Source organism: Actinosynnema sp. NPDC059335 (genome assembly GCF_042752395.1).
Lineage (GTDB): Bacteria > Actinomycetota > Actinomycetes > Mycobacteriales > Pseudonocardiaceae > Actinosynnema.
Genome location: NZ_JBHYXZ010000225.1, coordinates 1 through 10,765, shown reverse-complemented (window position 1 = coordinate 10,765; position 10,765 = coordinate 1). Strand labels below are relative to the sequence as shown.

Sequence of the window (10,765 nt, the reverse complement as noted above, 5' to 3'; positions counted from 1 at the left end):
TTCCCCCTGCTTCCCCTGCCCGTCCCCGCCGCCGTACCCGCCCGCGGGGCCGGACAGCGCGAGGAACACGTCGTCCAGCGTCGGCCTGCGCCGGCCCATGTCCAGCACCTTGACCGACTCGGCGTCCAGCCGGCGGATCCCGTCCACCAGCACGTCGGCCCCGCCCGACACCGGCACGGTCAGCCGGTGCCCGCGGTCGTCCAGCGCGATGTCGCCGATCGCCAATGGCGCGAGCGCCCGCCCGGCCGTCTCCGCGTCCTGCGCGGAACCGACGGTCAGCTCCAGCCGCTCGCCGCCCACCTGGTCCTTCAGCTCGTTCGCGGTGCCCAGCGCGATGACCCGGCCGTGGTCGATGACCGCGATCCGGTCGGCGAGCCGGTCGGCCTCCTCCAGGTACTGCGTCGTCAGCAGCAGCGTGGTGCCGCCCGCGACCAGCTCGCCGATCACGTCCCACATCCCCAGCCGGCTGCGCGGGTCCAGGCCCGTGGTCGGCTCGTCCAGGAACAGCACCCGCGGCTTGGCCACCAGCGCGCCCGCCAGGTCGAGCCGGCGGCGCATGCCGCCCGAGTAGCCCTTCACCGGCCGGTCGGCCGCCTCCACGAGGTCGAACCGCTCCAGCAGCTCGCGCGCCCGTTCCCGGCTGCGCCGCTTGCCCAGGTGGTAGAGCCGCCCGACCATGTCCAGGTTCTCGAACCCGGTCAGGTTCTCGTCCACGGCCGCGTACTGGCCCGACAGCCCGATGCGGCGGCGCAGCTCCTTGGCGTCGGCGATGACGTCCAGCCCGGTCACCGTCGCCCTGCCCTCGTCGTGCTCCAGCAAGGTGGTGAGCACGCGCACCGTCGTGGTCTTGCCCGCGCCGTTCGGCCCGAGCAGGCCCATGACGGTGCCTTCCGGCACCACGAGGTCGAGGCCGTCGAGAGCGACCACCGATCCGTAGCGCTTGATCAGCCCTTCGGCCACGATTGCGTCTGCCATGCGGGCCATGATGGACCGGGGGACCGACAATTTCAGCCGGATTTGCCGACCCGGCTGCGGGCGCCGGCCGCGATGAACCTTGGAGCGCGCTCCAACCTCCGGCCGATCATCACGTCACACCCCCTTGACGTGCCGGGGCGGACGCGGCGAGATGGTACGGCGGGCGCGGATCGGCGGGGAAACCGGCCGGACCCGTCCAATGGGGGGTATATGCACCGTGAGAACGGTGCACGATCGAGTGAAAACGGGCAGGACGCGGGACCGCACTAGGGTGTTCGCAGTTCTTTTCCAGCGAGGAGAGATCCGCATGGCAGCCGTCCAAACCCGACGCAAGCGCAAGCTCGGCCAGTTCCTCAACGGCCTGCGCAAGCGCGCGGGCAAGACCGAGGCCGACTACCACGCGCTGACCCGGAAGACGCAGTCGACGCTGTCGCGGATGGAGAACGGCTACATCAGTCCGAGTTGGACCGAGCTGGGCGCGCTGCTCGGCCTCTACGGGGCCACCGACGCGGAGCGGCGCGAGGCCGAAGCGCTGTGGGAGGACGCGAAGCAGGACGGGACGCGCCTGGTGTACGCGGCCGCGTACACCCCGGAGGCGCGCACCTACGCCCGGCAGGAGGCCGACGCCACCGAGGTGCGGACGATCGAGATGATCGTCATCCCGGGGCTGCTCCAGACGCCCGCCTACGCGGCCGCGATCAGGCTCGCGGGCCGGCGGTTCATGGACCCGTCCGTCTCGGTGGAGCAGGTGACGGCCGCGCTGGCGAACCGGCAGCGGAGGCTGCCCGGATTACGCCTCCACGCGGTGATCGACGAGGCCGCGCTGCACCGAATCGTGGGTGGCCGGGAGGTCATGCGCGAGCAGTTGTCGCATTTGCTCGAGAAGGGGAAGCAGGACAACATCACCATCCAAGTGGTTCCGTTCGGCGCCGGTGCACACGGAACCATGTCCGGTGGTGGCGCGACCGCCCTCCGCTTCGAGGACAGCGATCCTTCGGCCGTGTACCTGGAGTACGCGGGTGGCGGGAAGTGGGTGGACAATCGCGCCGACGTGCAGAAGTACCTGCTGCACTTCGAGGAAATGGTGAGCGAGGTCGCCCTGACGCCCAAGGAGTCGGCTTCGCTGATCAGGAAACTGGCAACGGCACTGAAGGACACATGAACATCGACAAGACGTGGCGCAAGAGCACCTACTCCGGCGCGGGCAACAACTGCGTCGAGCTGGCCGTGGGACGGAGCACGACCAGCGTCAGGGACAGCAAACGACCGGAACCCAGATTGACCTTCGGGGAACGCCCGTTCCGGGCGTTCCTCACGTCCCTGCGGCAAACCTGACCGCGGCCGTCGAGCCGTTCCGCTCCCGGTGCGGCGGACACCGCCGCACCGGGACGGGCCGGTGACGGCACGCGGTCGACAACCCCAGGTCCGGGCCCCCCACACCGGCGCGTGGCCCGGACGACGACGAATGTCCGTCAGCTCGATGTCGAGCTGCCGGACGTCCTCCCGGGGCACCCGGTCGGGTGATCAATTCCCCGGTCCCCCGCCGGCGGCGGTCCCGGCGAACCCGTGCCGAACGATGCGAGGCATCCTCGCGTGTGTGGCGCTCACGCGGTCCGGTCGGCGGCGGGAATTCCTTGCGCGCATGGAAAATGTCACTTGATCGGGTGATCTTAAGACCGTCCATTGTGGACGTTCCGGTGGGTTTCCCGGTCGACCAGCCCGGCCGCCGCGAGGGCCACCGGGTCCAGGGATTCCGGGGCCTCGGCGACGTGGCGCTTCAGGTCGGCGCGCATCCGGGGGTCCCAGAAGCGCTCGACGTGGTCGGCGACGGCGGCCGCCGCCAGGTCCGGCGGCCGGTCGTGGAACTGGCGGGCGATCTCGTTCACCAGCCGCACCGCGGGAGGGGGCGCGCCGCCCACGTCACTCGACCACCGCGGGCTCGCGCAACGCCACCTGCACGGCGGTCACCTTGTACTCCGGGCAGTTGGTGGCCCAGTCGGAGTTGTCGGTGGTGACCACGTTCGCCCCGGTCACGGGGTGGTGGAACGTCGTGTAGACGACACCGACCGGCATCCGGTCGGAGAGCACCGCGCGCAGCGACGTGGCGCCCACGCGGCTGGCCAGCGTCACCGCGTCGCCGTCGGCGATGCCGCGCACCTCGGCGTCGTGCGGGTGGATCTCCAGCACGTCCTCCGGGTGCCAGGCGATGTTGGCGGTCCGCCGGGTCTGCGCGCCCACGTTGTACTGGCTGAGGATCCGGCCCGTGGTCAGGATCAGCGGGAACCGGCGGGTCGTGCGCTCGGTGGTCGGCACGAACGACGTGGGCACGAACCGGCCCTTGCCGCGCACGAACGAGTCCACGTGCATGGTCGGCGTGCCCTCGGGCGCGTCGTCGTTGCACGGCCACTGGACGCTGCCGAGCCGGTCGAGCTTGGCGAACGACACCCCGGCGAACGTCGGCGTCAACGACGCGATCTCGTCCATGATCTCCCGCGGGTGGCGGTAGGACATCTCGTAGCCCAGCGCCGCGGCCAGCTCGCACGCGATCTGCCACTCGTGCTTGCCCGTCTTCGGGGCCATCACCGGCCGCACCCGGTTGATGCGCCGCTCGGCGTTGGTGAACGTGCCGTCCTTCTCCAGGAACGACGTGCCGGGCAGGAACACGTGCGCGAACTTCGACGTCTCGTTGAGGAACAGGTCCTGCACCACCACGAGGTCCATGGCGGTCAGCGCCGCGGTCACGTGGGCGGTGTTCGGGTCGGACTGGGCGATGTCCTCGCCCTGCACGAACAGGCCGCGGAACGTGCCCGCGATGGCCGAGTCGAACATGTTCGGGATGCGCAGGCCCGGCGTCGGCAGGATGTCGCGGCCCCACACGCCCTCGAACACGGCGCGCACCGCGTCGTCGGACACGTGGCGGTAGCCGGGCAGCTCGTGCGGGAACGACCCCATGTCGCACGACCCCTGCACGTTGTTCTGCCCGCGCAGCGGGTTCACGCCCACCCCGTCCCGGCCGACGTTGCCGGTGGCCATGGCCAGGTTCGCCATGCCCATCACCATGGTGGAGCCCTGGCTGTGCTCGGTGACGCCCAGCCCGTAGTAGATCGCGGCGTTGCCGCCGGTCGCGTACAGCCGGGCGGCCGCGCGGATCTCCGCCGCGGGCACGCCGGTGACCGACTCCACCACCTCGGGGCTGTTCTCGGGCCGGGCGATGAACTCCGCCCACTCCTCGTAGCCCTCGCAGCGGGCCGCGACGAAGTCGGCGTCCACCAGCCCTTCGGTCACGACGACGTGCGCGAAGGCGTTCACCACGGCCACGTTCGTGCCGGGCCGGAGCTGGAGGTGGTGGGTCGCCCGGACGTGCGGCGAGCGCACCAGGTCGATCCGCCGGGGGTCGATGACGACCAGCTTCGCGCCCTCCCGCAGCCGCCGCTTCATCCGCGACGCGAACACCGGGTGCCCGTCGGTCGGGTTCGCCCCGATCACCACGATCACGTCCGCCGCGGCCACGGACCGGAAGTCCTGCGTGCCCGCCGACTCGCCGAACGTCTGCTTCAGCCCGTACCCGGTGGGGGAGTGGCACACCCGCGCGCACGTGTCGACGTTGTTGTTCCCGAACGCCGCGCGCACGAGCTTCTGCACCACGTACACCTCTTCGTTGGTGCAGCGGGACGACGTGATGCCACCGATCGCGCCGACGCCGTGCTCGGCCTGGAGCGCGCGCATCCGCGCCGCCGTGTGGGCGATCGCCTCCTCCCACGACACCTCGCGCCACGGGTCGGTGATCTTCTCCCGGACCATCGGCGTGGTCACCCGGTCGGGGTGCGTGGCGTAGCCGAACGCGAAGCGCCCCTTGACGCACGAGTGGCCCTCGTTCGCGCCGCCGTCCTTGTGGGGCACCATCCGCACGAGCTGGTCGCCGCGCAGCTCGGCCTTGAAGGAGCAGCCGACACCGCAGTAGGCGCAGGTGGTCAGCACGGTCCGGCTCGGCATCCCGAGCTGCACCACGGACTTCTCCTGCAGCGTCGCGGTCGGGCACGCCTGCACGCACGCGCCGCACGACACGCACTCGGACTCCATGAACGACAGACCGCCGGGCGAGACCTTCGATTCGAAGCCGCGGCCCTCGATGGTCAACGCGAACGTGCCCTGCGTCTCGCCGCACGCCCGCACGCACCGGGAGCACGAGATGCACTTGGACGGCTCGAAGTCGAAGTACGGGTTGCTGGTGTCCTTCTCCAGCGACAGGTGGTTCTCGCCCTCGTACCCGTACCGCACCTGCCGCAGCCCGACCGCGCCGGACATGTCCTGCAGCTCGCAGTCGCCGTTGGCCGAGCAGGTCAGGCAGTCCAGCGGGTGATCGGACAGGTACAGCTCCATCACGCCCTGCCGCAGCTTCTCCAGCTTCGGCGTCTGCGTGCGCACCTTCATCCCGTCCGCGACCGGCGTGGTGCACGACGCGGGCGTGCCGCGCCGCCCGTCGATCTCGACCAGGCACAGCCGGCAGGACCCGAACGGCTCCAGGCTGTCCGTCGCGCACAGCTTCGGGACGTCGACCCCGCACGTCGCGGCGGCCCGCATGACCGACGTGCCCGCGGGCACGGTCACCGGGACGCCGTCGACCTCCACCGTCACCTCGACCGGGGACGTCGAGGCCGGTGTGCCGAGGTCCGGTTCCTTCAAGATCGTCACGAGGCGACCCTCCTTGGCGTGAAGTCGTCGGCGAAGTGCCGGAGCGCGCTGCGCACGGGGTTGGGCGTCAGGCCGCCCATCGCGCACAACGACCCGTCGGTCATCAGCTCGCAGAGGTCGCCCAGCAGCGCGAGGTTGTCGTCGACGTCCTCGCCGCCGACGATCCGGTCGACCACCTCGACGCCGCGCACCGCGCCGACCCGGCACGGCGTGCACTTCCCGCAGGACTCCTCCGCGCAGAACGCGAACGCGAACCGCGCCATCGCGGCCATGTCCACGGTGTCGTCGAACACCACGACACCGCCGTGCCCGAGCATCGCGTCCGCCTCGGCGAACGCCTCGTAGTCCAGCTCCAGGTCCAGGCCCGACGCCGGCAGGTACGCCCCGAGCGGCCCGCCGACCTGCACCGCGCGCACCGGGCGGCCGGACCGCGTGCCGCCGCCGTGCACCTCGACCAGCTCCCGCAGCGAGAGCCCGAACGCCGTCTCGAACACGCCGCCGCGGGCGATGTTCCCGGCGAGCTGGAACACCTGCGTGCCGCGTGAGCGGCCCACACCGAGCGCCTGGTAGGCGGCGGCGCCGTCGGCCAGGATCCGCGGCACGGACGCGAGCGTCAGCACGTTGTTCACCGCGGTCGGCCTGCCGAACAGCCCGGTGATCGCGGGGATCGGCGGTTTCGCCCGCACCACGCCCCGCTTGCCCTCCAGGCTCTCCAGCATGGAGGTCTCCTCGCCGCAGATGTACGCGCCGGCGCCGACCCGCACCATCAGGTCGAACCTCAGCCCGGACCCGAGCACGTCGTCCCCGAGCCACCCCCGCGCGTACGCGACCTCGATCGCCCGGCGGAACGTCCGCACCGCCTCGGGGTACTCCGACCGCAGGTAGACGTAGCCCTCGGTGGCGCCGACGGCGTGCGCGGCGATGGTCATCCCCTCGATCAGGCAGAACGGGTCGCCTTCCAGGAGCATCCGGTCGGCGAACGTGCCGCTGTCGCCCTCGTCGGCGTTGCAGCACACGAACTTGAGCGGGCCGGGCGCGTCCGCGACGGTCCGCCACTTGACGCCCGCCGGGAAGCCCGCGCCGCCGCGCCCGCGCAACCCGGAGTCCGTCACCTCCGCGACCGTGGCCGCCGGTCCGATCTCCAGCGCCCGCCGCAGCCCCGCCGTGCCGCCGTGGGCGAGGAAGTCGTCGGGCGACAGCGGGTCGGTGACGCCGACGCGGGCGAAGCACAGCCGGTGCTGCGCGCGCATCCACGGCAGCTCCTCGACCACGCCCACGTGCGGCCCGTGGTCCGCGCCGTCGAGCATCCCGGCCGCCACCAGCGCGGGCACCTCCGCGGCGGTCACCGGTCCGTAGCCGACCCGGCCGGCGTCGGTGGCCACCTCGACCAGCGGCTCCAGCCACAGCATGCCGCGCGAGCCGGTGCGCAGGACCCGGACGGCCCGACCCGCGAGCGCGGCCTCGCGGGTGATCGCGGCGGCGACGGCGTCCGCGCCGACCGAGAGGGCGGCGGCGTCGCGCGGGACGTACACGGTGGTGGTCATGCCGTCCTCTTCTCGAGCTCGGCGGCGATCACGCCGTCGAGCCGGGCGGGGTCGAGCCGTCCGTGCAGCCGCCCGTTGACCTGGGCGGCGGGTCCGAGGGCGCAGTTGCCCAGGCAGAACACCTCTTCCAGGGTCAGCGCGCCGTCGGCGCCGGTCCGACCCGTCCGCACGCCGTACGCGGCCTCGGCGTGGGCGGCCAGGGGTTCGGAGCCGACCGAGCGGCACGCCTCGGCTCGGCACAGCCGCACCGTGACGCGGCCCGCGGGTTCGGCGCGGAAGTCGCGGTAGAAGGTGACGACGCCGTGCACGTCGGCGCGCGAGAGGTTCAGCTCCCGGGCCACCAGCGGGATCACCGACGGGTCGACGTAGCCGAACTCGGCCTGGATGCCGTGCAGGACCGGGAGCAGCGCGCCCCGGTCGCCGCGGTGCGCCTCGATCACGGCCAGCACCCGTTCCTCCACGGTCATGGCGCCTCCAGTGTAGTCAGAAGACTGTATACCGTATTCACAGTACGCCGGTCGTGCTTCCCGCGACAGCCCTGGCGCTCGGGTTCGACCGGGGCGGGCGACGCCGGGCCGTTTCCCGGACGCGCCGCCTCGTTCCGGGGAGGGCTCGCGCCTGCCGCCGTCCGAGGGTGGTCGGGAACGGGTGCGGGGGAGTAGGCTACGTAATACTGTATACAATCTGCAAGGAGGGTGGTCCTCATGCGGGTGCGGGAAGTCCTCGACGTCTACGGTCGCCGCCACCGGGTCGGCGAGTCGGACCGGGACCTGCTGGGCCACTCGCGGGACCGGATCGCCTGGCTGTGCGGCATCGCCATGCTCGCCGCCGGCACCGCGCAGTACGGGTTCGGCGCGCTGGTGCCGGTCCTGGCGCAGCGGTGGGACCTGGTCGCGCTGTGCTGGGCGTTCGCGCTCTGGACGGCGTGCCAGGCCGGCGTCGCGTTCCCCGCCGCGTGGCTGCGGGAACGCGGGCTGCTGGCGCCGCGCACCGCGGTCGTGCTGGGCGCGGCGCTCGGCGCGGTCGGGCTGCTCGCCCTCGGGTTCGCCGAGCACCTGCCCGTCCTGCTCCTGGGCTACTCGCTGGTCGGCGGGGCCGGCACGGGCCTGGTCTACGCGACCTGCGTCGGCACCGTGATCCGCTGGTTCCCCGACCGCGTCACCGGCCGGATCGCCCTGGTCACCGGCGCGTTCGCGGTCGGTGGCGCGCCGTTCGCGCTGGCCGCCGGGCTGTGGTTCCGGCCGGACGACCGGGCGGTGTTCCTGTCCGCCGCCGCGCTCGTGGTGCTCGTCGTGGTGACGGCGTGCGGCCTGCCGCTGCGCGACCCGCCGCGCCACTGGTGGCCGGCCGACGTGGACCCGCGTCGGCGCGAGACCGGCGCGCACCGCAGCAACCGTCCCGCGATCCGCCACTTCCGGCCGGGCGAGGCGGTGCGCAGCGGCGTCCTGGCGCTGATGTGCGTGACGGTGGTGTTCGCGGCGGCGGTGTCGTTGTTCGACCTGGTGTTCCTGGCGGGCCTGGTGGTGGACGCGGTACCGGGCGGCCGGGTGGTCGCGGCGGTGGCGTTGGCGGTGCTGGCGGTGGCGACGGGCGCGGGCCGGATCCTGGCGGGCCGGATGTCCGAGGCCGTCGGCAGGCGGCTCACGCTGCGGCTGGCCATGGCCACCGGCGGCGTGGCCCAGGTGGTGCTGCTGGTCGGCGCGCAGCGGCAGGACGCGGTGGCCCTGCTGGTCGGCGCGGGCGTGGCCGGCCTCGGCACGAGCTGCTGCTACTCGCTGCTGGTGGGGCTCGTGCGCGAGTACTTCGGCGAGGACACCGCGCCGCTCAACTTCGCCGTCATCTACAGCGCCAAGGCGCTCGGCGGGGTGCTGGGCGTCGGGGTGGCGTCGGCGGCCGTCGTGTCGCACGGCCATGCCGGCGCGTTCCTCGCCGCCGCCGCGCTGGGCGTGGCGGGTGCGGTGGTGGGCGGCCGGTTCAGCCGGCCGGGACGCCCGCGCGGGCTGTTGCCGCAGCCGCGCGAGGCGTCGTGACGACCCGGCTGCCCCGCTTGGCGGCGGGGCGGCACGTCACCCCGGCGCACGGCTGCTGCCTGCTGGAGCTGGTGTCGCTGCTGGCCGACGAGGAGTGGACCGACCGGCCCGCGGCGGTGCACCCGGTGCTCGCCGCGGTGGCCCGGTGCGTGAACGACCTGAGCACGCCGACCGGGCGGCGCGCGTTGCCGGCGCTCGCGGTGCCGCTGATCGGCACCGCGCGGGCACGGCGCACGCACGCCCTGGTCGAGCACTGCCTCCGGGCGGCGGGACTGCCGCGCGCCCGGTGGATGACGTGGTGGCCGGCGCTCGCCGCGCACCGGGCGACGCGTGCCGTGGCGGTGGCCGCGGGCGGGCGGCGCGACGAGGCGTTGCGGCGGTTGCTGGCCGAGTGCACCGCCCTGTGCCGAGCAGAGGAGTGTCCACATGGGACGAGTGACGAGCAGGCGACGCGTGGTGCGGGTGGTGGACGGGGTGCCCGACGCCCGCGCCGACACCCTCACCGTGGAGGAGCCGCTGGAGATCAGGGTCGCGGGCCGCTCCCTGTCCGTGACCATGCGCACGCCGGGTGACGACTTCGACCTGGCCGCCGGGTTCCTGGTCGGCGAGGGCGTGGTGCGCGGCGCCGGTGACGTGACCTCGATCCGGTACTGCGCGGGCGCGACCGCCGACGGCTCGAACACGTTCAACGTGCTCGACGTGGGCCTGGCCGAGGGCGTGCCGCCGCCCGACCCGTCGATCGAGCGCAACTTCTACATGACCTCGTCGTGCGGGCTGTGCGGCAAGGCGAGCCTGGACGCCGTGCGCACCAGGACCACCTGGCCGGTGGCGGACGACCCGCTGGCGGTCGACGCGGAGACCCTGGCCACCCTGCCGGACGGGCTGCGCGCCGCCCAACGGGTCTTCGACCGCACGGGCGGCCTGCACGCGGCCGGCCTGTTCGACGCGCGGGGCCGGCTGCTGTGCCTGCGGGAGGACGTGGGCCGGCACAACGCGGTCGACAAGGTCGTGGGCTGGGCGCTGCGGGGCCGGGGCCTGCCGCTCGCCGGCACGGTGCTGATGGTCAGCGGCCGGGCGTCGTTCGAGCTGGTGCAGAAGGCGGCGATGGCGGGCATCCCGGTGCTCGCCGCCGTGTCCGCGCCGTCGTCGCTGGCCGTGGACCTGGCCGCGGAGGTGGGCATGACCCTGGTCGGCTTCCTGCGCGGCACGTCGATGAACGTCTACACCGCCCGCCACCGCCTGATCGGGCGGTGACGTCGGGCCGGGCGCCCGGCTGGGCCCGGAGGCGCGCCGCCACCTGCTGCGCGCCTCCGGTTCGGCATCGCGGTGCACGGGCACACCTCCACGCCGTGCGCGGAGGTGTGCTCGTGCACGGCGTGGAGGCGGCGGTCGCGTCCGGCGGACTCGCGGTCGTGTGGGCGGCGGGTTTCGCGGTGCACCCCGTCGCCGGGCTCGCGGTCGCGGGGACGGCCGGGTCCTGGTCGGCCGGGTCGCGGCCGTGCGCGGCATGGCCGTGGGGGTAAA

11 protein-coding genes are annotated in these 10,765 nt (G+C 73.3%); 6 read left to right on the top strand and 5 right to left on the bottom strand.

All coding sequences use genetic code 11. From position 1 onward, the window contains the following. Window positions 1-975, bottom strand: a 975-nt coding sequence (locus ACFXGA_RS37670) for an ATP-binding cassette domain-containing protein (protein WP_378097123.1), incomplete at its 3' end; no start/stop codon positions are given. 307 nt (window positions 976-1,282) lie between these two features. Here ACFXGA_RS37670 and ACFXGA_RS37665 point away from each other — a divergent pair. Next, window positions 1,283-2,137 (top strand): helix-turn-helix domain-containing protein, encoded by an 855-nt coding sequence (locus ACFXGA_RS37665; RefSeq protein WP_378097120.1) that lies wholly within the window; start codon window positions 1,283-1,285, stop codon window positions 2,135-2,137. Continuing rightward, window positions 2,134-2,310 carry a DUF397 domain-containing protein gene (locus tag ACFXGA_RS37660; RefSeq protein WP_378097117.1) on the top strand — a complete coding sequence of 59 codons (177 nt, stop codon included), beginning with the start codon at window positions 2,134-2,136 and terminating at the stop codon, window positions 2,308-2,310. Before ACFXGA_RS37665 ends, ACFXGA_RS37660 begins: the two co-directional genes overlap by 4 nt. 335 nt (window positions 2,311-2,645) lie before the next feature. Here the strand turns inward: ACFXGA_RS37660 and ACFXGA_RS37655 are convergent, their stop codons facing one another. Genes ACFXGA_RS37655 through ACFXGA_RS37640 form a run of 4 tightly spaced genes read right to left on the bottom strand, consistent with a single transcriptional unit; the run spans window position 2,646 to window position 7,678 of the window. Then, window positions 2,646-2,861 (bottom strand): formate dehydrogenase subunit delta, encoded by a 216-nt coding sequence (locus ACFXGA_RS37655; RefSeq protein ID WP_378097114.1) that lies wholly within the window; start codon window positions 2,859-2,861, stop codon window positions 2,646-2,648. A 34-nt stretch (window positions 2,862-2,895) separates the two neighbouring features. Further along, window positions 2,896-5,667, bottom strand: a complete 2,772-nt coding sequence (gene fdhF / locus ACFXGA_RS37650; RefSeq protein ID WP_378097111.1) for a formate dehydrogenase subunit alpha — start codon at window positions 5,665-5,667, stop codon at window positions 2,896-2,898. After that, complete coding sequence (locus tag ACFXGA_RS37645) at window positions 5,664-7,211, bottom strand: formate dehydrogenase beta subunit (RefSeq protein WP_378097108.1); 1,548 nt, start codon at window positions 7,209-7,211, stop codon at window positions 5,664-5,666. Before ACFXGA_RS37645 ends, fdhF begins: the two co-directional genes overlap by 4 nt. Next, window positions 7,208-7,678: an NAD(P)H-dependent oxidoreductase subunit E gene (locus ACFXGA_RS37640; RefSeq protein ID WP_378097104.1), complete on the bottom strand. Its 471-nt coding sequence runs from the start codon at window positions 7,676-7,678 to the stop codon at window positions 7,208-7,210. The genes ACFXGA_RS37645 and ACFXGA_RS37640 overlap by 4 nt, the downstream gene beginning before the upstream one ends. Window positions 7,679-7,915: 237 nt before the next feature. Between ACFXGA_RS37640 and ACFXGA_RS37635 the strand changes: the two genes are divergently transcribed. From ACFXGA_RS37635 to ACFXGA_RS37620, 4 genes are all read left to right on the top strand, one after another. Continuing rightward, window positions 7,916-9,241, top strand: coding sequence for an MFS transporter (locus tag ACFXGA_RS37635; RefSeq protein ID WP_378097101.1), 1,326 nt, complete (start codon window positions 7,916-7,918; stop codon window positions 9,239-9,241). Continuing rightward, entirely contained in the window at window positions 9,238-9,813 is a 576-nt protein-coding gene (locus ACFXGA_RS37630) for a hypothetical protein (RefSeq protein WP_378097098.1), read from the top strand. Before ACFXGA_RS37635 ends, ACFXGA_RS37630 begins: the two co-directional genes overlap by 4 nt. Then, complete coding sequence (gene fdhD / locus ACFXGA_RS37625) at window positions 9,695-10,495, top strand: formate dehydrogenase accessory sulfurtransferase FdhD (RefSeq protein WP_378097126.1); 801 nt, start codon at window positions 9,695-9,697, stop codon at window positions 10,493-10,495. Before ACFXGA_RS37630 ends, fdhD begins: the two co-directional genes overlap by 119 nt. A 113-nt stretch (window positions 10,496-10,608) precedes the next feature. Next, entirely contained in the window at window positions 10,609-10,764 is a 156-nt protein-coding gene (locus ACFXGA_RS37620) for a hypothetical protein (RefSeq protein ID WP_378097095.1), read from the top strand. The last annotated feature ends 1 nt before the right edge of the window (window position 10,765 follow it).

Coding starts and splice junctions, on each gene's coding strand:
- ACFXGA_RS37665 (WP_378097120.1), top strand. CDS start 1,283: ATGGCAGCCGTCCAAACCCGACGCAAGCGCAAGCTCGGCCAGTTCCTC.
- ACFXGA_RS37660 (WP_378097117.1), top strand. CDS start 2,134: ATGAACATCGACAAGACGTGGCGCAAGAGCACCTACTCCGGCGCGGGC.
- ACFXGA_RS37645 (WP_378097108.1), bottom strand. CDS start 7,211: ATGACCACCACCGTGTACGTCCCGCGCGACGCCGCCGCCCTCTCGGTC.
- ACFXGA_RS37640 (WP_378097104.1), bottom strand. CDS start 7,678: ATGACCGTGGAGGAACGGGTGCTGGCCGTGATCGAGGCGCACCGCGGC.
- ACFXGA_RS37635 (WP_378097101.1), top strand. CDS start 7,916: ATGCGGGTGCGGGAAGTCCTCGACGTCTACGGTCGCCGCCACCGGGTC.